Here is a 22,862-nt window from a genome sequence, read left to right as displayed (position 1 = left end):
TGCGGCCAACGCGGAATGCCGTTCCGCAGGTTGAAACAGGGAGGAGGCAGGACCCATGTCCGAGGCCATCGGTTACGAACTTCATGGAGATATCGCCATTCTGGCCGCCAACAACCCGCCGGTCAACGCGCTGGGTCATGCGGTGCGGCAGGGGCTGGCCGATGGCATGGCGCGCGCCGAGGCCGAGGGCGCCCGCGCGGTCCTGATCTATGGCACCGGACGGACCTATTTCGCCGGGGCCGATATCCGCGAATTCGGCAAACCGCCGAAAGAGCCGCACCTGCCCGAGCTGTGCAACCGGATCGAAGCCTCGCCGCTGCTTGTCGTGTCGGCCATTCATGGCACCGCGCTGGGTGGCGGGTTGGAGGTGGCGCTTGGCACCCATTATCGGATCGCCGTTCCCACGGCAAAGGTCGGGCTGCCCGAGGTGCATCTGGGCATTCTGCCAGGCGCAGGTGGCACCCAGCGGCTGCCGCGTGTGGCGGGGGTTGAGGCGGCGCTCGACATGATCACCACGGGCCGCCATGTGCGTGCAGACGAGGCGCTGAAACTGGGCGTTATCGACCGGGTCGTCGAGGGCGATCCGCGCGAGATCGGGCTGGCCTATGTGCGCGAGCTCCTGGACGAAGGCGCGCCGCGCCGTCCTGTCAGCGAGATGCCCGCGCCCGCGCCGGTCGATTTCGACGCGGTCTATGCCGCCGTGCTGAAGAAGGGCCGTGGCCAGTTGTCGCCCGCTACCGCGGTGCGCGCGGTGCAGGCGGCGTGCGAGGCCGAGAGCTTTGCCGCCGGGCTGAAGCGCGAGCGTGACTTGTTCATGGACCTCATGAACTCGGACCAGCGCGAGGGGCTGATCCATGCCTTTTTCGCCGACCGCGCGGTGGGCAAGCTGCCGGAACTGGACGGCGTGGCGCCACGCCCGCTGGCCGCGATCGGGGTCATCGGCGGCGGCACCATGGGGGCGGGCATCGCCACCGCCGCGCTCTTGTCGGGGCTGACGGTGACCATGCTGGAGATGACGCCCGAGGCCGCCGAGGCCGCAAAGGGCCGGATCGAGGGCAACCTGTCGGGCGCCTTGAAGCGTGGCAAGCTGACATCGCAGCAGTTCGACAACCTGACCACCAAGGCGCTGACGCTGGCCACCGATTACGCGGCGCTTTCGGAGGCCGATCTGGTGATCGAGGCAGTGTTCGAGGACATGGAGGTCAAGAAGCAGGTGTTCACCAAGCTTGATGCCGTGTGCAAACAGGGCGCGGTGCTGGCCTCGAACACCTCGTATCTCGACATCAACCAGATCGCGGCGGTGACGAGCCGTCCGCAGGATGTGCTGGGCCTGCATTTCTTTTCGCCCGCGCATGTGATGAAGCTTTTGGAGGTCGTGATTGCCGACCAGACCGCGCCCGATGTGGCGGCCACCGGTTTTGCGCTTGGCAAGCGGCTGGGCAAAGTCTCGGTCCGGGCCGGGGTCTGTGACGGGTTCATCGGCAACCGCATCCTGTCGGTCTATCGCACCTGTGCCGATCACATGATCCTGGACGGGGCATCGCCCTATGAAATCGACGACGCGCTGGAAGAGTTCGGATTTGCCATGGGGCCCTTTGCCGTGGCCGACCTAGCCGGGTTGGATATCGGCTGGGCGGTGCGCAAGCGCAAGCGGGCCGAAGGGCTGGACCCGCGCGCCCGTGACAGCGCCTATGCCGACAAGCTGTGCGAGGCAGGTCATTTCGGTCAGAAGACCGGCAAGGGCTATTACGACTATGCCGCCGGTGCCAAGGCGCGGGTGCCCAACCCCGAAGTGATGCCGCTGATCGAGGGGGAACGCGCCCAGCAGGGGATTACCCCGCGCGCGTTCAGCAAGGACGAAATCGTGCGCCGGTACATGGCGGCGATGGTCAACGAGGCGGCCAAGGTGGTGGGCGAGGGCATCGCGCGCCGGCCGCTCGACGTGGATGTGACCCTGCTCTACGGCTACGGCTTTCCGCGCTATCGCGGCGGGCCGCTGAAATGGGCCGACTTGCAGGGCTTGCCCGAATTGCTGGCCGATATCAAACGCTGGGCGGCGGAGGATGCCTATTTCTGGCAACCCGCGCCGCTTTTGGAACAACTGGTGGCCGAGGGCCGCTCTTTCGACGATCTGAACAAGGAAGCCGTGTAATGAAACAAGCCGTAATCGTATCCACCGCCCGGACCGGGCTGGCGAAATCCTTTCGCGGGTCGTTCAACGTGACCCACGGGGCCACCATGGGGGGTCATGCGGTTCAGGCGGCGGTGTCCTGCGCCGGGCTGGATGGCTCGGAGATCGAGGATTGCATCATCGGCTGCGGTTTCCCCGAGGGCGAGACCGGCAGCAATATCGGCCGCCAGATCGCCATTCGCGCAGGCCTGCCGGTGACGGCCTCTGGCATGACGGTGAACCGGTTCTGCTCGTCTGGCCTGCAAACCGTTGCCCTGGCGGCGCAGGCAATCACCGAGGGCGGATCCGGCCCGATGGTGGCAGGGGGGGTCGAGAGCATCTCGATGGTGCAGCCCAAGGCGCGCTCTGCCCAGGAAGCCTGGATTCAGGAGCACAAGCCCGCCATCTACATGGCGATGATCGAGACGGCGGATATCGTGGCGCAGCGCTATGGCCTCAGCCGCGAATACCAGGACGAGTATTCGCTGCGCAGCCAGCAGCGCATTGCGGCGGCGCAGGCCGAGGGCAAGTTCGCCGACGAGATCGTGCCGATGGTTACCAAGATGGCGGTCAAAGACAAGGAAAGCGGAGAAATCTCGATGCACGAGGTCACCGTGGACCGCGATGAATGCAACCGCCCCTCGACCACGCTCGAAGGGCTGGCGGGGCTGGAGCCGGTGCGGGGCGCGGGCAATTTCGTCACCGCGGGCAATGCCTCGCAACTGAGCGACGGCGCCGCGGCACTGGTGCTGATGGAGGCAAAAGAGGCCGAGCGCCGGGGGCTGGAACCGCTGGGTGCGTTCAAGGGGTTCTGCGTCGCGGGTTGCGAACCGGATGAGATGGGCATCGGGCCTGTGTTTGCGGTGCCGCGCCTGCTGGAGCGGCACGGGCTGAAGGTCGACGATATCGACCTGTGGGAGTTGAACGAGGCCTTTGCCAGCCAGTGTCTCTATAGCCGCGACAAGCTGGGCATCGACCCGGAGAAATACAATGTGAACGGCGGCTCGATCGCAATCGGTCACCCGTTCGGCATGACCGGGGCGCGGATGACCGGGCATCTGATGCTGGAAGGCAAGCGGCGCGGCGCCAAGCTGGGCGTGGTCAGCATGTGCATCGGCGGCGGCATGGGCGCGGCCGGGCTTTTCGAGATCTTCTGAGCAGGGGAATGCGTCCGCGCGGGCCATCGAGGCCCGCCCGGACGCGGCCCGGCGCGGGGCGCCGGGCTGAGCCGCCGGAACCCGGCGGCAAGGGAGGAAAGCAGAAATGGACCTGAATTACAGCGACGAGGAAAAGGCGTTTCGCGCCGAGGTGCGCTCCTTTCTGGCCGAGAACCTGCCGGCGGAAGTGTCGGACAAGGTGCGGCGCGGCATCAGCCTGGGCAAGGAAGGCCATGAGAAATGGCATGCCACGCTGAATGCACGGGGGTGGTTGGCCTATAACTGGCCGCGCGAATTTGGCGGCGCCGAGTGGAACGCGGTGCAGCGGCATATCTTTGAAGAGGAATGCGCCGCCGCCTATGCGCCCCGCATCGTCCCCTTTGGCCTGTCGATGCTGGCGCCGGTGTTGCAGAAATTCGGCACCAAGGAACAGCAGGACCATTACCTGCCGCGCATCCTGTCGGGCGACGACTGGTGGTGTCAGGGCTATTCCGAGCCCGGCGCCGGGTCCGACCTGGCCTCGCTGAAAACCCGAGCAGTGCGGGACGGTGACCACTATGTCGTCAACGGGCAGAAGACATGGACCACGCTAGGCCAATACGCCAACTGGATCTTTTGCCTGGTGCGCACCGACCCGGAAGCCAAGCAGCAGGAGGGGATCAGTTTCCTGCTGATCGACATGACCACGCCGGGCATCACCGTGCGCCCCATCGTGCTGCTGGATGGCACGCCCGAGGTGAACGAGGTCTTCTTTGACGACGTGCGGGTGCCGGTGGAAAATCTGGTGGGTGAAGAGAACAAGGGCTGGACCTATGCCAAGTACCTGCTGACCCATGAGCGCACCAATATCGCGGGCGTGGGGTTCAGCCAGGCGGGGCTGGATGCGGTCAAGCGTATCGCCCGGATCGAGACGGCCAACGGCCGCCCGCTGATCGAGAACCCGCATTTCGCCGCCCGTCTGGCCCAGATCGAGATTGACCTGATGGCGATGGCCACCACCAACATGCGCATCATCAGCCAGGCCGCCAGCGGCCAGGCGCCGGGGGTGGAAAGCTCGATGCTCAAGGTCAAGGGCACCATCATCCGGCAGGAGATCAACGACCTGACCCGCCGCGCGGTGGGGCCTTATGCGATGCCCTTCGCCTCGGAAGCGGTCGAGGGCGACAACGCGCCCATTGGCCCCGACTATGCCGGGCCGGTGGCGGCGCATTATTTCAACAACCGCAAACTGTCGATCTTTGGCGGGTCGAACGAGATCCAGCGCGGGATCATCGCCAAGGTCAAGATGGGGGGCTGAGGGATATGGATTTCAACCTGACCGAAGAACGCCAGATGTTGCAGGACACCCTGCGCCGCTATCTGGCAGATCGTTACACAACATCCGTCCGCAACACGATTCTGGACAGCGACAGCGGCATGAGCGCGGATATCTGGGCCGGTCTGGCGGAACTGGGCGTGATCGGGGCGCTGTTTTCTGAAGAGGACGGCGGGTTTGGCGGCGCCGGTTTCGACATCGCCACCGTGTTCGAGGAGTTGGGCCGCGCGGGCGTGGTCGAGCCGATGCTGGATACCGCCATTCTGGGCGGGCGGCTGATCGCGGCGCTGGGGGACGATACCCAGCGCGGGCTGCTGGAGGAGATCATCGGCGGGGCTGCGCATCTGGCGCTGGCCCATGGCGAACCGGCCAGCCGCTATGACCTGACACGGGTGGAGACCACGGCCCGGGCCGATGGCGACGAGATCGTGCTGAACGGGCGCAAGGCGGTCGTGGCGAATGCCGAAGCTGCTGGCCACCTGATCGTCTCGGCCCGCGAAAGCGGCGGGATCTTCGACCTCGATGGAATCTCGCTGTTCCTGGTGCCTGCAGGCACGCCGGGGCTGGCGCTGCATGGCTATCCGATGCTGGCCGGGGGACGCGCCGCCGAGGTGACTCTGGACACTGTGCGCCTGCCGCAGTCGGCGCGGCTGGGTGCGGCGGGGGCCGGGCTGGCGCCGCTGATGGACGCGATTGCCGCCGCCAATGTGGCGCTTTGTGCCGAATGCGTGGGTGCGATGCAAAGCGCGGTGGAACTGACGCGCGGCTATCTGATGACGCGCAAGCAGTTCGGTCGCCCCATCGGCACCTTCCAGGCGCTGCAACACCGGTTCGCCGACATGCTGATCGAGCTGGAACAGGCGCGCTCGGCCCTGATCAACGCGAGCGGGCACCTCGACAGTGCCGACCGCGACCGCCAGATCGCCGCCGCACGCAATCTGATCGCGCGGGTGGGTCGGTTGGTGGCCGAAGAGGCGATCCAGATGCATGGCGGCATCGCCATGACGCAGGAATACGAGCTGGCCCATATCGCCAAGCGCATCGTGATGGCAGATCACCGGTTCGGAGATGCCGATTACCATCTGGAGCGGTTCATTGCCCTCAGTGCCGCCTGACCTGCCCGCGTCCTGGACACGCGAGAAATCCGGCTGCCAGTCGATGGTGGGTTATGAGTTGGACCATGACCGGGCCGGCGTCAGCCGGGCCTGTCATCTGGACCTTGGTCCGCAGCATCTGAACTATCACGGCATCCTGCATGGCGGGCTGGTGTCGATGCTGTTGGACGTGGCCTGTGGCCAGACCGCATCGGCCATGTTCCGGCCCGAAGATCCGATCCCGGTGGTGACCGTCTCGCTCAACGTGCAGTTCGTGGCGGCCGCACGGGGCGGCCGGGTGACGGCGGTGGGGATCCCGTCGGGCAATGGCCGCACGCTGGCCTATGTGAACGGCGAGTTGCGCGACGAGGACGGTCGCCTGCTGGCCACGGCGGCGGGCGTGTTCAAACGCGGCAGCCTGAGGAAGAAGTCATGACGCTGGCGCGCGTGGATGACCGGGGCGACCGGCTGGTTGTCGTCAACCTGAACAGCGCCCGGCGCGGCGCGCTGTCGCCCGATCTTTATGCCGCGATCGGGCAGGCGATGGAGAAGGCGATGGAACCGCGCATTCGCGCGGTGATCCTGTCGTCCGAAGGCGGGTTCTTTTGCGCGGGCGGCGACCTGAACGTGCTGATCGAGCGGCGCAAGCTGAGCGAGCCGGAGCGGCGCGGCAAGGTCGATCTGTTGCACGACCTGATCCGCGCCATTCGCGCCTGTCCGGTGCCGGTGATTGCGGCGGTCGAGGGCGGCGCCGCGGGCGCCGGTGCCTCGTTGGCGCTGGCCTGCGACCTGTTGGTGGCAGCCGAGGGTGCGAAATTCACCGCCGCCTATGTCAAGGCGGGACTGGTGCCCGATGCCGGGCTGACCTCGGCCTTGGCGCGAATGCTGCCCCGGCAACTGGCGATGGAGATGTGCCTGCTGGCCCGACCTGTCAGTGCTGCGCGCATGGCCGATCTGGGCGTGGTCAATCAATTGGCCGCGCCGGGTGAGGCCGAAGCGCAGGCCCATGTGCTGGCCGATGCGCTGGCGCAGGGACCGCGCGGCGCGCAAGGCGTGATCCGGCGGCTGGTGGCCCAGGCCTATGAGGTCTCGGAGGCACAGCAACTGGATGCCGAGCGCGACGCCATGGCGCGCGCGGCGGGCGGGGACGAGGCTGCCGAAGGGATCGCGGCCTTTCTGGACAAGCGCAAGCCCCGGTTCTGACCGGGCAACAGGGGATCAGGCGATGGAGAAATGGCACGACTACCCCGGCGCGCAGATCGCCAGCCGCCCCGACGCGCCCGCGTTTTCCGACAGTGGCGGCGCGGACTGGCGCTATGGCGATCTGGACCGCGCCATTTCGGCGCTGGTGGATGTGCTCGCCGCCCAGGGCGTGCAGGCCAACGACCGGGTGATGATCCTGGCCGAGAATTGCTGTGCGGTGGTGGCCGCGCTCTTTGCCGCCTCGCGGCTGGGGGCCTGCGCGGTGCCGATCAACGCGCGCCAGACCGGGCCCGAGGTGGACAAGATCATCGCCCATACCGAACCCGCCGCGATCCTCTGCGCCTCGGACATATCGGCGGATGCCGCCGCCCATGCCGCGCGTCTGGACGCGCGCCCGGTCGAGGGCGCCTTTGGCCGGATGCATCTGGCGACCCCCCACCCCAGCAACCCCGATCCGGTGCTGAGCGATGTGGCGGTGATGCTGTTCACCACCGGCACCACCGGCACGCCCAAGGGGGTGATGTTGACCCATGGCAACCTGCGCTTCGGCGGCCGCAGCTCGGCCGAGTTGCGCGGCATGACGCCGGACGACGTGATCTATGGCGTTCTGCCGGTCACCCATGTGTTTGGCCTCGCCTCGGTGGTGACGGCGGCCACCTGTATCGGCGCCCCCGTGCGGCTCGATGCGCGCTTCACCGCCGCGCGCAGCTATGCGGCGCTGACCTCGGGCGTGACACTGTTTTCCGCCGTGCCGCAGATGCATGCGCTGTTGATGCAATACGCCCGCGAACAGGGGTATGATCACCTGCCGGGCGGCACGCTGCGCTATACCTCCTCGGGCGCGGCGCCGCTCGACCCTGCGTGGAAACGCAAGGCCGAGGCGTTCTATGGCGTCGCCCTGCAAAACGGCTATGGCCTGACCGAGACCACCGCCGGTGTGTCGGCCACACGCAACCCGATCGGCCTGCCGGATATCTCGGTCGGAAAGCCGCTGCCGCAGGTCGAGGTACGGCTGGACGAGGCTGTGCCCGGCGGCGGCGATGGGGTGGGCGAGGTGCTGACCCGCGGCCCGCATGTGATGAAGGGCTATTACCGCAACCCGCAGGCGACCGAGGCCACGTTACAAGACGGCTGGTTCCGCACCGGCGACCTGGGCCGCTATGATGCCGAAGGCAACCTGCATATCGCCGGGCGCAGCAAGGAGCTGATCATCCACGGCGGTTTCAACGTCTACCCGCCCGAGGTCGAGGCGGCGCTGAACGACCATCCGCAGGTGATCCAGTCGGCCGTGGTGGGGCGCATGGTGGCGGGGGACGAAAAGGTGGTGGCCTTTGTCCAGGTCGCGCCCGGTGCGGCGCCCGACCCTGACGAATTGCGCGCCTTTGCCGCCGAACGGTTGGCGGGGTACAAGCGCCCCAGCCAGATCGTGATCGCCACAGACCTGCCCGCGGCCCCCACCGGCAAGATCCTCAAGCACAAGCTCCTCGACCATTTCGCGGAGCAGTTGGACTGATCCGGGCGCGCTCCTGCTTCTTTCTGGTTGAAAATACTCCGGGGGTCCGGGGGCAGCGCCCCCGGCGCTCACCACCTGGCCTCAGGCCTCGGGCACATGCAGCACCAGCCCGTCCAGATCGTGATGCGCCTCGATCTGGCAACTCAGGCGGCTTCGCGGCTGACGCTCGGCGGCGGTGATGTCCAGCATCGCGTCTTCGAACTCGCCCGGCACGCCGGTCCGCTCGGCCCAGGCCGGATCCACCACCACGTGGCAGGTGGCGCAGCTCAGGCAGCCGCCGCATTCGCCGATCACGCCGGGCACGTTATTGGCCTGCGCCGCCTCCATCAGCGACAGGCCGGGGGCGACCTCGGCCGCGATTTCGCGGCCGTCGGCCAGTTTCCAGGTCACGCGCATGGCAAGCTCCTCAGATGAAGTAGACATAGAAATCGCGCAGCGCATCGCCTTCGAGATCGCGGGTCTTGCGCACTTCCTTGGCTTTCATGAACACATGGTTGGCGACCAGCTCGGCGCCAACGGCCTGGGCCAGCGCGGTGTCACGCTCCAGATCGCGCACCGCGCCGGCCAGGTCGATGGCGGTGCCCTCCCTGGCATCGGTGCTGTCGAACCCATCGCCGGTCTCCATCGGCGGCAGCGTATGGCCGTTCTCGACCCCCAGCCTTGCCGCCTGCAACACGGCGGCCACGGCGGTATAGGGGTTCGAGGAGGCATCGGCCATCCGGTGCTCCAGCCGCGCCTTGGCGCCACCTTCGGAGCTGATGCGGGTGGTGACGTTGCGGTGATCGCCGCCCCAGTTCTGCCAGTACCCCGAGAGCGAGCCCGGTTGCAGCCGCATGTAGGAATTGGCGGTTGGCGCGATCAGCCCCGCCAGCCCCTTGTGATGGTGCAACAGCCCCGCCAGGCACCCACGCGCCAGATCGTTCATATGCTCGGGCCCGCCGCGCGGGCCGGAGGACAGCGCATTGGCGCCGGTCTCGTCCTGGAAGGAGAAGTTGATATGCATGCCCGAGCCGCCCGCCTCGGCGATCGGTTTCGGCATGAAGGTCAGCACGATGCCGTATTCCAGCGCGATCTCGCGCGCCATCAAGCGGAACAGCACGATATCGTCCACCGCCTTGAGCGCATCGTCAAAGGTCAGCGTATACTCGAACTGCGGGCTGTCGAACTCGGCGGTGATCATGTCGAGGGAGAATCCCATCTCCTCGGCCATCGCCCAGATCCGGTCGTTGAACCGCAGCGGATCGGCAAAGGGACCGGTGCCATAAACCACGCCGCCCGGCGCGTCATAGGGCACCAGCCGCCCGTTATCATCGGCCTGAAGCGCGAAACATTCCAGCTCGATCCCCACCTTGGGGTTGAGCCCGCGCGCCTGCCAATCGGCCACCGCCCGTTTCAGTGCCCCGCGCGGGCAGAGCGGCAGCGGCTGGTCCTGATCGTCATAGAGATCGCCCAGCACCACCTTGGTGCCAGTATGCCAGCTGTCGCGGATATCGTCATGGACCCATTTCAGCTCCATATCCGGCAGGCCTTGCTTCATCATCGCGCCGGGCGCGTCCAGCAGGTCGCGGTCGTAATGCACGCCAAAGGTCGAGCGACAGAACCGGGTTGAACTGTCGGCGATCTTGGAGTTGGGCAGGTATTTGCCCCGCATCACGCTGAGATGGTCGCAGAACATCGCGCGCAATCTGTCTTTCATGTCGGGGCTCCTCCCTGTTGAGCCTGTTTGGTCCGGTGTCAGGCGCGGCGGACGGTGACCGGCAGTTCCTTGATCCCGCCCACGAAGTTCGAGCGCAGGAACTTGTGCGGTCCGGCCGGTTCGATAGAGCTTAACCGCTTGGCCAGCTCCTGGAACAGCACTTTGACCTCGAGCCGGGCCAGCCACATGCCCAGGCAGACATGCGGGCCACCCTGACCGAAACTCAGATGCCGGTTCGGATTGCGGTAGAGGTTCACCCGGAACGGATCGTCGAGCACCGTCTCGTCCCGATTGGCCGAGGCCCACCAGTAAAGCACCTTGTCGCCTGCCCGGATCGTCTTGCCATGCATCTCGTGATCCCGAAGCGCGGTACGCCGGAAATAGAGCGCAGGCGTGGCCCAGCGGATGATCTCGTCCGGGGCGGTCTCCCAGATGTCGCCACCCGCCCGCATCTGTTCCAGCAGCTCGGGCTGGTGACACATGGCCTGAATCCCGGCGGCGATGGAATAGCGCGTGGTGTCGTTGCCCGCCGCCACCACCAGGCAAAAGAAGTTGCGGAACTCGGTATCGCTGATGACCGAGCCATCCTTGGACGGTTGCAGAATCATGTGCAGCACGCCCGAGGTATCGCCGGCCTTGTCCTTCTGCTCCATCAGGTTCTTGGCATAGAGATAAAGCTCGGCCCCGGCGGGCGAGTTGAAGGGCATCATGCGAAATTCGTCGGTGTCGAGCTTGTCGAGCACATGGGTGGTGAAATCGGGATCGGTATTGGCGATCAGCGCGTCACCCCTTTCCACCAGCCAGGGCAGATCGGCATCGGGCAGGCCGACGATGCGGCCCAGCATCCGCATCGGCAATTGCCGGGCGATCTCCTTGGTGGCGTCGAACGTGCCCTTGTCCAGCACCTCGTCCAGAATATCGACGCAGATCGCCCGGATGTCGTCCTCGTACTGCGCCATGGTGGTGCGCGAGAACGCCTTCATCAGCTTCATCCGGGTCTGGCTGTGCTCGGGCGGGTCGGTCTCCTGAAAGGTGCGGCGGGCCAGGTATTCCTCATAGCTCTGATCCTCCATCCGGATGCCACGGGCCGAAGAGAACACCGCAGTGTTCTTGTTCATCTCGGCAATGTCGGCATGGCGGGTGACCGACCAGAAATCCTGACCATCGGCATATTCGGTCCAGTGCAGCGGATCCTCGCGGCGCAGGCGGTAAAAGGTGTTGTGCGGCGCCCCCACGGCAAAGGCGTCATGGCTGGTCAGATCGGCATAGCCGTCGTCCGTGGGGGTCCAGACCGTCATGATTTTACCTTTCCTCGCTCCGTTAACATGTGTATATTATAAAAAGCCATAAATATGTAAACGAAAATCTCTTGGGGAAGATCATGCACTTGGCGATCCTGATGACCAATACGGATGAAAGCGCCTTTGCCCAGGCCCACCCAAAGGACGGGGAGAAATTCACCGCCCTGATCCAGCGCGTGCGGCCCGGTTGGACGGCTTCGGTCTATGCGGTCAAGGACGGGCAGTTCCCAGAGACGCTCGATGGCATCGACGGCGCGATGATCACCGGCAGTCCGTCATCGGTGCTAGGCGCGGCGCCCTGGATCGCGCGGCTACTGGAACTGATCCGCGATCTGTATGCGCGCCGGATCCCGATGTTCGGCGCCTGTTTCGGGCATCAGGCGATCGCGCTGGCGCTGGGGGGGCAGATCGGGCGCAACCCGGGCGGCTGGGTGCATGGGCTGACACGAAACCGCATGCTGGACCGGCCCGACTGGGCCCGCGACCTGCCCGACGAGGTCAGGCTTTATGGCAGTCATGTGGAGCAGGTGACCGCCCTGCCCCCGGACGCCCGCCCGATCATGCAGGGCCCCGATTGCCCGGTCTCGGGCTTCGCGCTCGGCAATCGCATCTACACCACCCAGCACCACCCCGAGATGACGCACGACTTCATCACCGCCCTGACCAAGGAACTGGCAGGCGACATGGGTGCGGCGGTGTATGCGCAGGCAGTGGCGTCGCTCGCCCAACGCTCGGACATGGATGCCTTTGCCGAAAGCATCGCGCGCTTTTTCGAACAGGCGCGCCCGGCCTGACGCACGCCACCCCTGCTGCTTCTTTCTGGTAAAAAATACTCAAATCCTGCCCTCGCGGCCGCCGCGACGGTAAGGGCCGGATCACCCCAGTGCCGCCAGCAGATCCATCACCGTGACCTGGTCGAACTGCACATGCCGGGCCATCGCGGTTTCGGCCTCTTCCCGCCGCCGCTCGAAGATCAGCGTCGCGATCTGGCGATGCTCACGGGCCGAGGCGGGGATCGAGCCCGGATAGCTGTAACGCGCCCGGTAATAGGCCAGCAGCTTGCGCGCATGGGTCTTGATCATCTCGACCAGATAGGGGTTGCCCGACCCCAGCGCGACGGTTTCGTGGAACTTCAGGTTCAGCCGGTAATAGCCGAACGGGTCGCCATCACCCTTGTCGCGGGCGTGCGCCTCGCAGGCGGCGACCACCGCCTCCAGCTCTGCCGCCTGCGTGGCGTTCATCCGCCGCGCCGCAAGCCCCGCCGCCAGCCCTTCGAGCCGGGCATGGACCTCGAGAATGGCCAGGAACTCCTCCAGCGTCGGCTTGAACACCACTGCCCCCTTGCGCGGCAACCGCCGAATGAGGCCCAGGGTTTCGAGCTGGATGAAGGCCTCGCGCACCGGGGTGCGCGACACGCCGTGTCGGTCGATCAGCGCAGGCTCCTCCAGCACGTCGCCGGGGCCCAACCGTCCGTGCTCGATATCCTCGAGCACCCCGTTGATCACCTGCTCCGTCTGTCCCGCCATCGCTCATGCCTCCCGCATCGGCCCGCAGGTTACGCGCTGCCTGCGGGCCGCGCAACGCCGCGGCGCGCGCGGATGTGAACCGGTTTTGCGATACGCACCAAAGACATGGCTGGATTTCGACACAACTGTGTTACGCTGCCCGCAGGCAGGAAGGACCTATCGCGGCAGAAACTGCAAATCAGGGAGACGATAATGTGTGACATTTGCGTGATGAACGCGGTCAAGGAGCGGATGCTGTCCCGCCGGGACCTGTTCAAGGCCAGCGCCGCCGTGGCGGCCGGAGCGGCACTGGGAACCGCCACGGCGCCTGCGGCGATGGCGGCCGGCCATGGCGGCGTGGTCGACATGACCCATATCTATGACGCCGAGTTTCCGACCTATTTCGGGGCGCCCGGGATCGAGGCCACCCAGAATTTCAATTTCAAGGAACACGGGTTCAACCTGTTCACGCTCAGTGTGAACGAACACACCGGTACCCATGTCGACGCGCCGCTGCATTTCTCGGCCGATGGCCAGTCGGTGGACGAGATCCCGCTGGCCAACCTGATCTGCCCACTCTGTGTGGTGCATATTCACGAGAAGGCGGCGGCCGATGCCGATGCCCAGGTGACGCCGGATGACCTCAAGGCCTGGATCAGCGCCAATGGCCCGATCCCGGATGGTGCCTGTGTGGCGATGCATTCGGGCTGGGGCGGCAAGACCGGCGGTCCCGGCTTCCGCAATGCCGATAGCGAAGGCAAGATGCATTTCCCCGGCTTCCATGTCGAGGCGGCGCAGATGCTGATCGAGGAAACAGGTGCCGTGGCCATGGCGGTGGATACGCTGTCGCTCGATCACGGCCCGTCGGCCGATTTCGCAACCCATTACGCCTGGCTGCCGACCAACCGTTATGGCATCGAGAATCTCGCCAATCTCGAAAAGGTGCCCGCCAGCGGTGCGACGCTGATCGTGGGCGCGCCCAATCATCGCGGCGGCTCGGGCGGGCCTGCCCGCATCTTCGCCATGGTCTGATCCATGGCGACTGTCCCTCTGCTGAGTGACGAGGAGGCCAGCGCCGAGGCGCTGGCCGTCTTCGACGACATCCGCGCCACCCGTGGCACCGATTACGTCAACAATTTCTGGCGTGCCCTGGCGCATGACCCGGCGCTGCTGCGGGCTACGTGGGAGAGGCTGAAGGTGGTGATGGGCCCCGGCACGCTGGACCCGCTGATCAAGGAGATGATCTATATCGCCGCCTCCACCGCCAATGGCTGTGAATACTGCGTGCATTCCCACACGGCCGCCGCCCGCGCCAAGGGCATGACCCAAGCGCAGCATGGCGAGTTGCTGTCGGTGATCGGTATGGCGATGCAGACCAATGGCATCGTCACCGGATTGCAGGTGCCGGTGGACGACGCGTTCAAGGCCTGAGGGGACAGCCGCCCTGTGGACGGCGGTCCTGTTGTTTGCTCAGTTACCCGGCAGCGGCGGCATCACCCGTAGATAGGCCACCAGCGCGTCCAGATCCGTCTCGGTGAACCGCGAGAAATAGGGATAGGGCATCGGCGGCATCATCGGAGCGTTGCCGGGGCGCATGCCTTTGGTCACGATGGTCTTGATCTCGTCATCGGTGTAACCGGCCAGCCCGTCGGCATGGCTGGTGATGTTCGGGCCAGTGACACTGCCCCATGGACCGACGAATTCATAGCCGCCCGAGCCAAGATGCGCCGCATCCATCATCGGTCCCTGCGGCCCGATCGGTGAATGGCATTCGACGCAATGGGCGATGGGACCCGCCAGGTAGGCACCGTATTCGGCGGTCGCCGCCCGCTCGGGCGCGGTGACGCTGTCTATGGGTGGGCCATAGGCCGGTGGCAACGGGATGTTATAGGTGGACTGTCCCGGATCGTTCTGCACCCCGGGTACAGTGCGCAGATACATCACCACCGAGGCCAGATCCTCGTCCCCGATGCCGCGATAGACGGCGCAGGGCATCGGCGGCCCGATCAGCGACCCGTCCGGCCGGATGCATTCGCGGATGGCGCGGGCAAGTTCGGCATCGCTCCAGCCCGAGACACGACCTGCCGGTGTGATATTGGCGGATATCGCGGTGAAATGCTCGTTGTCCTCGACGACGCGCCCCGCAAGATCCATGCTCATGTCCAGCCCCTGTGGCCCCAGTGGCGTGTGGCAATTGCCGCAGCCCATCGGCCCCTGAACCAGATATTCCCCCCGCTCAACGCTTGGCGCTGCCTGTGCCATACCGCCGACTGCCGCGAGAATACCCGCGAGTATCATGAATTTCATTCCGGCCTCCCTCCCCTTAGTCAGGCCTATACCATGTCCAAAACCTTGATTTTCCGAGGTTTTGGAGTATCAGCATGGCACGGGTGCGACATTCTGTCAAATCAGGTGAGGAGCAGTGGGCAAAAGCGGCCTGCAAAATACAGATTTGCGGAATCTGCACGGCAGCTATGTCCTGTCGGCGGTGGTCCATGCTGCACACGCAGCATAAATATTGGCCAACACAGATCTTTCCGTTTCGAGGACACCATGGCCGTTTCCACCACTCACTCCCGCTCGCTGACTGCCCTGCCTGGCGTGGTCGCCGACATTTTCACCGGCATCTTCGACGCGTTGGTGCGCGTTGGCGAGGCTAACGCCAAGGTGCGCCAGATCAATGCCCTGTCCGCGCTCAGCGATGCAGAACTGGCCGCGCGTGGCATGCGCCGCGAGGACATCATCCGCCGTGTGATGGGTGAGTGGGTCTGATCCAGACCCGCCCCTCAGCTTTGAGCAATCGCTGCGGCCGCCTTGGCATAGGCGGCCTCGGCCACGGCAAAGTCATCCTCGGTCAGGGCCAATGACGGATAGGTCTTGCCCGGCGACTTGAACAGCCCCTCCTGCATCAGCACCTTGTTGAACTGCGTTCCGCGCGCGGTATCGGCGCCGAACACGTCGCGATAGTCGCGCACCCCTCCCCTGGTGAACACCACCTCGAAGAGCGTAGGATCGCCCACCACACGGTGGGCCACCCCTTGCGACGTCAGTGCGGCCGAAGCCATGGCCATCAGCCGCCGACCATTGTCGCGCAGGTGGTCGTACTGGCCGTCGCGGCGCAGGATTTCCATCGTTTTCAGCCCCGCGACCGCTGCCACAGGATTGCCCGACAGGGTGCCCAGCTGCATCAGCCATTTGTCTGCGCCTACGGCGGCCTTGTCGAAATGCGCCATTATGTCGGCGCGTCCTGCGATGGCCGCCAGGGGAAAGCCGCCGCCGATGATCTTGCCTAATGTGGCGATGTCGGGACGCACGCCATAAACCTCCTGCGCACCGCCATAAGCCAAGCGAAAGCCGGTGACGATCTCGTCAAAGATCAGCACGATGCCGTATTTGTCGGCCTCCTCGCGCAACAATTGCAGGAACCCCGGTTCGGGCGGGATGATTCGCTGCAACGGCTCGACGATGATCGCGGCGACCTTATGCCCATGCTCGGCCAGCAGCGAGCGGATATAGTCGGGGTCGTTGAACGGCGCGATCAGCATCTCGGCACGCACGCTTTCGGGGATACCGGCGCTGTCGGGCACCGCTTGCGGAAAGTTCACCATGCGGGCGGGCGCAAGGCTCATCTGCGCCTCGGCACTCATGCCGTGATAACCGCCCTCGAACTTGACGATCCGGTCACGCCCGGTAAAGGCGCGGGCCAGGCGGATGGCGTACATGTCGGCCTCGCCGCCCGAGGAGACATAGCGGATCTGCTCGGCGCAAGGCACGGCGCGACAGATTTCCTCGGCCAGTTCCACGCCAGCAGCGTTGTTGGCAAAGAAGGTCATGCCGCGCGGCAACTGTTCGGCCACGGCCTCCAGCACCTCGGGGTGGCCATGGCCCAGCAGCATGGGACCGGAACCGATCAGCAGGTCGACATATTCCTTGCCGTCCTCGTCCCAAACCCGGCTGCCCTGGCCCTCGCGAATAAAGAGCGTGGGGTCGAAATTGCCAAAACCGCCGCCGGGCAGGACGGCGCGGGCGCGGGCGGCCCAATCGGATTGGCTGAGCGTGGTGAGCATGAATATCTCCTAGTCCAGGATCAGGTCGGGTGCGCCGAGGCTGTCGCGGTCGGGCGCGATGCCAAGTCCCGCACCGTCGGGCGGGGCGATGCGGCCAGCGCTGCGCAGCGGCGCATCCGGCGCAAGGCGGGGCACGACATAGCCTGACAGGTCGCAGACATTGAGCAGACGCGCGGGATCGGTGGCGGCCCCCAGATGCAGCAGAGCGGCGGTGGTGATGTCGCTGCCCCAGGTATCCTCGATGCACATCTTCGCCCCCAGATACAGGCACAGGTCGCGCGCCCGGCGAGTGGCGGAGAGGCCGCCGAACTTGGACAGTTTCAGCGCCACCGCATCCATGCAGCCCAGCGCGTACCCTTTGAGCAGGCTGCCGGTGTCATGGGCGGTTTCGTCCAGTTTCATGGGCAGGCCGGTTGCGGCGCGCACACGGGCGCAATCCTCGATCGTGGCGCAGGGCTGCTCCAGCATGATGTCGAGATGCGCCACCGCGCGACCCACACGGATGGCCTCCAGCGAGGTGGCGCCACAATTCCAGTCTCCATAGACCAGCGGGCCCGGCCCAACCGCCTCGCGCACCAGCCTGAGGCGCGCCACATCAGCCTGCCAATCGCCATCGGCGCCCAGTTTGACCTGGAACTGGGTGATGCCCTCTGCCAGAGCTTCGCGGGCGATCCGGGCCATCTCCTCGGGCGCGACGCAGGTGATCGAGTGGTAAAGCGGCATGGTCCCGGCCTGCCGCCCGCCAAACAGGGCATGGAGCGGCAGGTTTGCGGCCTGCCCGGTCAGGTCCCAGAGTGCGATGTCGATGGCCGATTTGGCATAGGGATGCCCCGGCAGGTGCCGGTCGGCCGTTGCCATCAGCGCCTCGGGGCCAACCGGGTCGGCGCCCAGCAGGACCGGGGCCAGTTCGATCAGCGCGGGCGCGACGCCGCGCGCGTAAGCGGGCAGGTAATGCGGGATCGGGCAGACCTCGCCCCAGCCCGTCAGGCCGGTATCGGTATCAAGCTCCAGAACCACTGTTTCGACCGTGTCACAGGTCTTGCCATCGGCCATGTAATAGGTGGTATGGCTGGTCAGCGGCACATGCCAGAGCGCTATCCGGGTGATACGTGTCATGGGCACACCGCCACAGGTTTTCCCAGCGCCGCCATCTGCTGGAAAAGAGACGTTGCGCGATCCACAGCAATACGCGTTGGACGGCGATGCGGCTTTTGCGCAAGGGGAGCGCCGGGCGGTAAGGTCGGATGCCTCCGGCGGGAGTATTTGCAGCGAGATGAAGGATCAGGCCCGATCATTGCGCCGGTTCCGTCTGGAGATCGGCCCGGGGGCGCAGGCTGTCGGGATCATAGGCGGGCGCGCCGAGGATGCGGCCCTTGCGGGGGGATCCGGCAATGATCACCTCGACCTCGGTTCCCGGCACATTCGCATGAGGTTTGACATAGGCAAAGGCCAGGATCTTGCCGACGGTGTGACCGTAGGCCACCGAAGCCGTGGAGCCTATCACCTTGCCGTGGAGCCGTACCGCCTCGCCGCCGTTGCCGTCGTGGCGGTCGTCGGGTTCGATCTCGAGATAGGCGCAGACCCAAGGCAGGTTGCCCACGTTCAGCGTCTTGTCCCGGCCCAGATACTCCTTGTCGGTGCGGGCAAAGCGCAGCACGTCGGCCTCGGCCAGCGTCACCTCGTTGGTCAACTCGCCCGCGCCCTTGAACGCCTTTTCCATGCGGAGCGCGTTCATCGCGAAGCTGCCATAATCGGTCAGGCCATGGCCCTCGCCCGCCGCCCAGACCGCGTCATAGACCGCAAGCGCATGGTCGCGGGGGATGTGCAACTCCCACCCGAGTTCACCGGAATAAGACATGCGCATGGCCCAGAGGCTGTGGCCCGCAACGGTGATCTGCTGCGCGGTCAGCCATTTGAAGTGCGCGTTCGACAGGTCGGCATCGGTGCAGGTGGCCAGGATATCGCGCGCGCGGGGGCCGTTCAGGGCCAGCGCGGCCCAGTCGGTAGAGAGATTGCGGACCGTGAACTTCTCCGCGCCGCGATGCGCGGCCAGGTGATCCAGCAGGCGTTGTTCGAAGAAGGCGGCGCAGACGAGGTAGAACCGGTCTTCGGCCAGCTTCACCACGGTTGTTTCCAGCTCGATCCGGCCATGCCGGTTCAGCATATGGGTGAGCGCGACGCCGCCCACCTTTTGCGGCAGGCGGTTGGCGCAGAGGCGGTCGAGCAGCGCGCCCGCATCCGGGCCCGAGACCTCGACCTTGGCAAAGGCCGAGATATCCATGATCCCGGCGGCGCTGCGCACGGCGGCGCATTCGGTCGCGACCATGTCATGCACTGGCGTGCGGCCAAAGCCGTAGTAATCGCGCTGCTCGATCCCGCTCGCGAACCAGCGCGGGCGTTCGTGGCCATAAACCTCTTCGTACACCGCGCCCTTGGCCTTGAGTCGGTCATAAAGCGGTGAGGGTTTCACCGGGCGCCCGGCAAGGCGGTTGAAATGCGGAAACGGGATCTCGTGGCGCAGGCAATAGTCTTCCTTGGCCTTCACCACCTGCCAGTCCTTAGTGGCATAGGTGCCAAACCGGCGCGGGTCGAACTCGCGCATCGAGATGTCGGCGGCGCCATGCACGATCCAGCGCGCCAATTCACGGCTGAGCCCCGGCCCCCAGCCGATGCCGATCTGAGTGCCGCAACAGCACCAGTAGTTGCGCACCCCCGGCGCCGGGCCAATGAGCGGGTTGCCATCGGGCGGGTGGCTGATGGCGCCATGCACCTCGCGCTGGATACCCAGATTGGCAAAGATCGGCATGCGGTTCAGGCTCTCTTCGAGCCAGGGCATGACGCGGTCGTAATCGGCATCGAACAACCAGTTTTCGTAATCCCAGGGGCATTCGTCGATCCAGACAGCATTGGGGTTGGTCTTTTCGTAGATGCCGATCAGGCCGCGCTTCTGCTCCATCCGGATATAGCCCGAAACCTTGCGGTCATCGCGGATGACCGGCAATTCGCGGTCCAGCGACTGGAACTCGGGCACCGGTTCGGTCACGAAATAGTGGTGCGTCATCGAGGTCATCGGAAGTTGCAGGCCCGACCATTCGCCCATCTGGCGGGCATAGGTGCCACCCGCGTTGACCACGTGTTCGCAGGTGATCGTGCCCTTTTCGGTCTCGACCACCCATTCGCCGTTCGGCGCTTGCGTGATGTTGGTGGCGCGGGTGTGGCGGAAGATGCGCACGCCCTTGGCCCGCGCCCCCGCCGCCATCGCCATGGTCACGTTTGTCGGGTCCACATGCCCGTCATCTGGTGTGTGTAGCGCACCCAGCACGCCGTCGAGATTGTAGAACGGGTGCAGTTGCGCTACCCGCTCCGGCCCGACCAGTTCGATATTGAAGCCCAGCGCGGTGCCCACCGACAGCGTATGGCGCAGCCAGTCCATCTCGTCTTGCGTATAGGCCAGCCGGAACGAACCGCAGCCATGCCAGGTCACCGCCTGCCCGGTCTCGGCCTCAAGCTTGCCGGAATAGAGGCCGATGTTGTAATCGACGCATTTGCCCAGGCCGAACGAGCTGGTGGAATGGGTGATCTGTCCGGCCGCGTGCCAGGTGCTGCCGCTGGTCAGCTCGGCCTTTTCCAACAGGACGGTATCACCGCCCCACCCTTCATGCGCCAGGTGATAGGCCAGGCCCACCCCCATGACACCGCCGCCGACAATGACCACACGCGCATGGGTGGGCAGGTTCTGCTGGGACATGAATTTTCCACTTCACGAGTCGCGATTTCTCTCGACAGGCTAATGTCACATTTGTACCATCGTCAATCATGAATGACACAAATGTATCAACAGCGGTTCTGGACCGCCTGACCGAAGAATGGGACGCCCTGACGCCAGAGGCGCAGAAGGCCGCCCGTTATGTGCTGGAAAACCCGGCCGACGTGGGGGTGTCCACCGTGCGCGAGATTGCCGAGGCGGCCAATGTGAAGCCCAACACCTTTGTCCGCATGGCGCGACAGGTGGGCTTTGACGGGTACGAGGATTTCCGCGCCCCCTTCCGCGACGCGATCCGGCGGGGCACGGCAAGCTTTCCCGACCGGGCGCGCTGGTTGCAGGATATCGGCCGATCCGGCGCGTTGGGCGGGCTTTATGCCGATATGGTGGGTTCCGCGATCCGCAATATCGAGGAGACCTTTGCCGGGATCGACGCCGAGGCGCTGCGCGCTGCGGCCGAGGTGATCTGGACCAGCCGGCAGGTGTTTACCCTGGGTGTCGGCGTCATGAATGCCAATGCGCGCAATTTCACCTATCTCGCCTCGACCGGCATGAAGCAGTTTCACGCCATCCCGCAGCCCGGATCGAACGCGGTCGATGATCTGGCCTGGGCTGATGGCCAGGACGTGCTGATCGCGATGACCTGCAAACCTTACCGAACCGAGGTGATCGAGGCGGTGAAACTGGCCCGAGATCAGGGGCTGACCATCATCGGCATCTCGGACAGCCGCGCCAGCCCGGTCATCATGATGGCCGATCACCCCTTTGTAGTGGCCGCCGATACGCCACAGTTCTTTCCATCATCGGTTTCCACCATCGCCCTGCTCGAGACGCTTCTGTCCTTCGTCATCGCTTCGGCCAGCGACGAGATCGTCGAACGGGTCGAGAAGTTTCACCTGCGCCGCCACCGGCTTGGCCTTTATGCAGAGGATCGTGAATGACCGCACCGCTCACGCGCTCGCTGGACGCGCGCTATTACACCGACCCGGCGATATATGCTCAGGAGAAGCAGGGGCTTCTGGCGCGGACGTGGCAATTTGCCGGTCATGTCAGCCAGGTTCGGAACGCTGGAGATTACTTTGCCTTCGAGATCGCGGGCGAGAACCTGTTCTGCATTCGCGGGCGCGACGGCGCGCTGCGGACATTCTACAACGTCTGCCAGCACCGGGCGCATGAGATGGTCACCGGTAGCGGCAATACCCGCGTGGTAGTCTGCCCCTATCACGCCTGGACCTATGAGCTGACCGGCGAATTGCGCGCCGGGCCGAACACCAAGGCGGTTCCAGGGTTCGAGCGGTCCGAGATCTGTCTGACCCCGGTGCGGACCGAACTGTTCCACGGGTTCATCTTCGTTAATCTCGACGACGATGCCGCCCCGATGGACGAATGGTATCCCGGCGTGCGTGACGAACTGGCAGATTTTGTGCCGCATGTGGATACGCTGGAACCGCTGGAATGGGTCGAGATCCCGGAAGCCTGCAACTGGAAAGTCTCGGTCGAGAACTACTCGGAATGCTATCATTGCCCGACCAACCACCCGACCTTTGCCACCGGCGTCGTCAAACCCGAAACCTATGACATCCAGCCCTCGCCGACCGGCTATGTCCTGCGCCATGTGACCGAATGCCAGAGCCTGGACCGGATGACCTATCCCATCGACCTGAGCGTGCCGCATGCGGGCGACTACCGGTCGTGGTTCCTGTGGCCGATGTTCTCGTTCCAATGCTATCCGGGCAATGTGCTGAACACCTATCACTGGCGGGCCACGGAAGTGGACCGCTGCACTGTCTGGCGCGGCTGGTACACGGTCGGCGGCGTCGATGACGTGGTGATCCGGCGGCTGGCGATACAGGACCGGCAGACCACGGTCGCGGAGGATATCCGGCTGGTCGAGTCGGTGCATCGCGGGTTGAAATCGCGTGGCTACCGGCCTGGCCCGCTGGTGCTGGACCCCGCCTGCGGCGTAATGTCGGAACATTCGATCGCCAAGCTGCAACACTGGATGCGCGAGGCGGTCGAGGGTTGAGCGGGCAAATTTTTCGAAAAATTTGCCCTAAAATTTTCTAAAATTTTGGGGT

Annotated in this window: 21 protein-coding genes; 13 read left to right on the top strand and 8 right to left on the bottom strand. The window is 65.2% G+C overall.

The genetic code is table 11. The features are described from left to right. Positions 1–55: 55 nt before the first annotated feature. The 7 genes from OEZ49_RS03385 to OEZ49_RS03355 all read left to right on the top strand — a co-directional run bounded on the left by OEZ49_RS03385 (position 56) and on the right by OEZ49_RS03355 (position 8,452). Positions 56–2,152, top strand: a complete 2,097-nt coding sequence (locus OEZ49_RS03385) for a 3-hydroxyacyl-CoA dehydrogenase NAD-binding domain-containing protein (RefSeq protein WP_263386997.1) — start codon at positions 56–58, stop codon at positions 2,150–2,152. Beyond that, the gene (locus OEZ49_RS03380) at positions 2,152–3,327 is read left to right on the top strand and encodes an acetyl-CoA C-acyltransferase (protein ID WP_263386996.1); all 1,176 of its coding nucleotides are present in this window, start codon (positions 2,152–2,154) and stop codon (positions 3,325–3,327) included. The genes OEZ49_RS03385 and OEZ49_RS03380 overlap by 1 nt, the downstream gene beginning before the upstream one ends. Positions 3,328–3,433: 106 nt before the next feature. Next, positions 3,434–4,624, top strand: coding sequence for an acyl-CoA dehydrogenase family protein (locus OEZ49_RS03375; RefSeq protein WP_263386995.1), 1,191 nt, complete (start codon positions 3,434–3,436; stop codon positions 4,622–4,624). Between the two features lie 5 nt (positions 4,625–4,629). Continuing rightward, positions 4,630–5,757 (top strand): acyl-CoA dehydrogenase family protein, encoded by a 1,128-nt coding sequence (locus tag OEZ49_RS03370; RefSeq protein WP_263386994.1) that lies wholly within the window; start codon positions 4,630–4,632, stop codon positions 5,755–5,757. Next, positions 5,711–6,172 (top strand): PaaI family thioesterase, encoded by a 462-nt coding sequence (locus OEZ49_RS03365; protein WP_263386993.1) that lies wholly within the window; start codon positions 5,711–5,713, stop codon positions 6,170–6,172. Before OEZ49_RS03370 ends, OEZ49_RS03365 begins: the two co-directional genes overlap by 47 nt. Beyond that, positions 6,169–6,939 (top strand): oxepin-CoA hydrolase, alternative type, encoded by a 771-nt coding sequence (locus OEZ49_RS03360; RefSeq protein WP_263386992.1) that lies wholly within the window; start codon positions 6,169–6,171, stop codon positions 6,937–6,939. Before OEZ49_RS03365 ends, OEZ49_RS03360 begins: the two co-directional genes overlap by 4 nt. A 22-nt stretch (positions 6,940–6,961) precedes the next feature. After that, positions 6,962–8,452, top strand: a complete 1,491-nt coding sequence (locus OEZ49_RS03355; RefSeq protein ID WP_263386991.1) for a class I adenylate-forming enzyme family protein — start codon at positions 6,962–6,964, stop codon at positions 8,450–8,452. 81 nt (positions 8,453–8,533) lie between these two features. Here the strand turns inward: OEZ49_RS03355 and OEZ49_RS03350 are convergent, their stop codons facing one another. From OEZ49_RS03350 to OEZ49_RS03340, 3 genes are read right to left on the bottom strand one after another with little or no spacing between them, the layout of a single operon-like run. Continuing rightward, a complete protein-coding gene (locus tag OEZ49_RS03350) occupies positions 8,534–8,848 on the bottom strand; it encodes a 2Fe-2S iron-sulfur cluster-binding protein (RefSeq protein WP_263386990.1) in 315 nt (104 codons plus the stop codon). Between the two features lie 10 nt (positions 8,849–8,858). Beyond that, on the bottom strand, positions 8,859–10,148 hold the full coding sequence (locus tag OEZ49_RS03345; protein ID WP_263386989.1) for a type I glutamate--ammonia ligase: 1,290 nt from the start codon (positions 10,146–10,148) through the stop codon (positions 8,859–8,861). A 38-nt stretch (positions 10,149–10,186) separates the two neighbouring features. Beyond that, positions 10,187–11,446 carry a cytochrome P450 gene (locus tag OEZ49_RS03340; protein WP_263386988.1) on the bottom strand — a complete coding sequence of 420 codons (1,260 nt, stop codon included), beginning with the start codon at positions 11,444–11,446 and terminating at the stop codon, positions 10,187–10,189. An 83-nt stretch (positions 11,447–11,529) separates the two neighbouring features. Between OEZ49_RS03340 and OEZ49_RS03335 the strand changes: the two genes are divergently transcribed. Next, the gene (locus OEZ49_RS03335) at positions 11,530–12,243 is read left to right on the top strand and encodes a type 1 glutamine amidotransferase (RefSeq protein ID WP_263386987.1); all 714 of its coding nucleotides are present in this window, start codon (positions 11,530–11,532) and stop codon (positions 12,241–12,243) included. 81 nt (positions 12,244–12,324) lie between these two features. Here the strand turns inward: OEZ49_RS03335 and OEZ49_RS03330 are convergent, their stop codons facing one another. Then, on the bottom strand, positions 12,325–12,975 hold the full coding sequence (locus OEZ49_RS03330) for a GntR family transcriptional regulator (protein ID WP_164132804.1): 651 nt from the start codon (positions 12,973–12,975) through the stop codon (positions 12,325–12,327). Positions 12,976–13,167: 192 nt separating this feature from the next. On the opposite strand from OEZ49_RS03330, the gene OEZ49_RS03325 reads away from it, so the two are divergent. Both OEZ49_RS03325 and OEZ49_RS03320 read left to right on the top strand, forming a co-directional pair. Then, positions 13,168–13,986 (top strand): cyclase family protein, encoded by an 819-nt coding sequence (locus tag OEZ49_RS03325; RefSeq protein WP_263386986.1) that lies wholly within the window; start codon positions 13,168–13,170, stop codon positions 13,984–13,986. 3 nt (positions 13,987–13,989) lie between these two features. Continuing rightward, positions 13,990–14,385 (top strand): carboxymuconolactone decarboxylase family protein, encoded by a 396-nt coding sequence (locus OEZ49_RS03320; protein ID WP_263386985.1) that lies wholly within the window; start codon positions 13,990–13,992, stop codon positions 14,383–14,385. Between the two features lie 39 nt (positions 14,386–14,424). Here the strand turns inward: OEZ49_RS03320 and OEZ49_RS03315 are convergent, their stop codons facing one another. Continuing rightward, positions 14,425–15,261 carry a c-type cytochrome gene (locus OEZ49_RS03315; RefSeq protein ID WP_263386984.1) on the bottom strand — a complete coding sequence of 279 codons (837 nt, stop codon included), beginning with the start codon at positions 15,259–15,261 and terminating at the stop codon, positions 14,425–14,427. Between the two features lie 246 nt (positions 15,262–15,507). On the opposite strand from OEZ49_RS03315, the gene OEZ49_RS03310 reads away from it, so the two are divergent. Continuing rightward, positions 15,508–15,726, top strand: coding sequence for a DUF1127 domain-containing protein (locus OEZ49_RS03310; protein ID WP_164132800.1), 219 nt, complete (start codon positions 15,508–15,510; stop codon positions 15,724–15,726). A gap of 14 nt (positions 15,727–15,740) precedes the next feature. Here the strand turns inward: OEZ49_RS03310 and OEZ49_RS03305 are convergent, their stop codons facing one another. The 3 genes from OEZ49_RS03305 to OEZ49_RS03295 form a co-directional block, all read right to left on the bottom strand. Then, complete coding sequence (locus OEZ49_RS03305; protein ID WP_263386983.1) at positions 15,741–17,021, bottom strand: aspartate aminotransferase family protein; 1,281 nt, start codon at positions 17,019–17,021, stop codon at positions 15,741–15,743. Between the two features lie 9 nt (positions 17,022–17,030). Further along, a complete protein-coding gene (locus OEZ49_RS03300; RefSeq protein ID WP_263386982.1) occupies positions 17,031–18,137 on the bottom strand; it encodes a mandelate racemase/muconate lactonizing enzyme family protein in 1,107 nt (368 codons plus the stop codon). A gap of 175 nt (positions 18,138–18,312) precedes the next feature. Further along, positions 18,313–20,769 carry an FAD-dependent oxidoreductase gene (locus tag OEZ49_RS03295; RefSeq protein WP_263386981.1) on the bottom strand — a complete coding sequence of 819 codons (2,457 nt, stop codon included), beginning with the start codon at positions 20,767–20,769 and terminating at the stop codon, positions 18,313–18,315. A 68-nt stretch (positions 20,770–20,837) separates the two neighbouring features. Between OEZ49_RS03295 and OEZ49_RS03290 the strand changes: the two genes are divergently transcribed. Together OEZ49_RS03290 and OEZ49_RS03285 are read left to right on the top strand one after the other, a co-directional pair. After that, positions 20,838–21,725, top strand: a complete 888-nt coding sequence (locus OEZ49_RS03290) for a MurR/RpiR family transcriptional regulator (protein WP_263386980.1) — start codon at positions 20,838–20,840, stop codon at positions 21,723–21,725. Next, a complete protein-coding gene (locus tag OEZ49_RS03285; RefSeq protein WP_263386979.1) occupies positions 21,722–22,810 on the top strand; it encodes an aromatic ring-hydroxylating oxygenase subunit alpha in 1,089 nt (362 codons plus the stop codon). Before OEZ49_RS03290 ends, OEZ49_RS03285 begins: the two co-directional genes overlap by 4 nt. Positions 22,811–22,862: the final 52 nt, after the last annotated feature.

Origin of the sequence: Ruegeria marisflavi (assembly GCF_025673445.1) — a bacterium.
Classification (GTDB): Bacteria; Pseudomonadota; Alphaproteobacteria; order Rhodobacterales; family Rhodobacteraceae; genus Ruegeria_B; species Ruegeria_B marisflavi.
The sequence above is the reverse complement of the archived record's forward strand: the minus strand, read 5'-3'. Positions and strand labels throughout refer to the sequence as shown.

Coding starts and splice junctions, on each gene's coding strand:
- OEZ49_RS03305 (WP_263386983.1), bottom strand. CDS start 17,021: ATGCTCACCACGCTCAGCCAATCCGATTGGGCCGCCCGCGCCCGCGCC.
- OEZ49_RS03335 (WP_263386987.1), top strand. CDS start 11,530: ATGCACTTGGCGATCCTGATGACCAATACGGATGAAAGCGCCTTTGCC.
- OEZ49_RS03355 (WP_263386991.1), top strand. CDS start 6,962: ATGGAGAAATGGCACGACTACCCCGGCGCGCAGATCGCCAGCCGCCCC.
- OEZ49_RS03345 (WP_263386989.1), bottom strand. CDS start 10,148: ATGAAAGACAGATTGCGCGCGATGTTCTGCGACCATCTCAGCGTGATG.
- OEZ49_RS03300 (WP_263386982.1), bottom strand. CDS start 18,137: ATGACACGTATCACCCGGATAGCGCTCTGGCATGTGCCGCTGACCAGC.
- OEZ49_RS03295 (WP_263386981.1), bottom strand. CDS start 20,769: ATGTCCCAGCAGAACCTGCCCACCCATGCGCGTGTGGTCATTGTCGGC.
- OEZ49_RS03290 (WP_263386980.1), top strand. CDS start 20,838: ATGAATGACACAAATGTATCAACAGCGGTTCTGGACCGCCTGACCGAA.
- OEZ49_RS03315 (WP_263386984.1), bottom strand. CDS start 15,261: ATGAAATTCATGATACTCGCGGGTATTCTCGCGGCAGTCGGCGGTATG.
- OEZ49_RS03320 (WP_263386985.1), top strand. CDS start 13,990: ATGGCGACTGTCCCTCTGCTGAGTGACGAGGAGGCCAGCGCCGAGGCG.
- OEZ49_RS03360 (WP_263386992.1), top strand. CDS start 6,169: ATGACGCTGGCGCGCGTGGATGACCGGGGCGACCGGCTGGTTGTCGTC.
- OEZ49_RS03285 (WP_263386979.1), top strand. CDS start 21,722: ATGACCGCACCGCTCACGCGCTCGCTGGACGCGCGCTATTACACCGAC.
- OEZ49_RS03375 (WP_263386995.1), top strand. CDS start 3,434: ATGGACCTGAATTACAGCGACGAGGAAAAGGCGTTTCGCGCCGAGGTG.
- OEZ49_RS03380 (WP_263386996.1), top strand. CDS start 2,152: ATGAAACAAGCCGTAATCGTATCCACCGCCCGGACCGGGCTGGCGAAA.
- OEZ49_RS03325 (WP_263386986.1), top strand. CDS start 13,168: ATGTGTGACATTTGCGTGATGAACGCGGTCAAGGAGCGGATGCTGTCC.
- OEZ49_RS03330 (WP_164132804.1), bottom strand. CDS start 12,975: ATGGCGGGACAGACGGAGCAGGTGATCAACGGGGTGCTCGAGGATATC.
- OEZ49_RS03365 (WP_263386993.1), top strand. CDS start 5,711: ATGCCGATTACCATCTGGAGCGGTTCATTGCCCTCAGTGCCGCCTGAC.
- OEZ49_RS03370 (WP_263386994.1), top strand. CDS start 4,630: ATGGATTTCAACCTGACCGAAGAACGCCAGATGTTGCAGGACACCCTG.
- OEZ49_RS03310 (WP_164132800.1), top strand. CDS start 15,508: ATGGCCGTTTCCACCACTCACTCCCGCTCGCTGACTGCCCTGCCTGGC.
- OEZ49_RS03340 (WP_263386988.1), bottom strand. CDS start 11,446: ATGACGGTCTGGACCCCCACGGACGACGGCTATGCCGATCTGACCAGC.
- OEZ49_RS03350 (WP_263386990.1), bottom strand. CDS start 8,848: ATGCGCGTGACCTGGAAACTGGCCGACGGCCGCGAAATCGCGGCCGAG.
- OEZ49_RS03385 (WP_263386997.1), top strand. CDS start 56: ATGTCCGAGGCCATCGGTTACGAACTTCATGGAGATATCGCCATTCTG.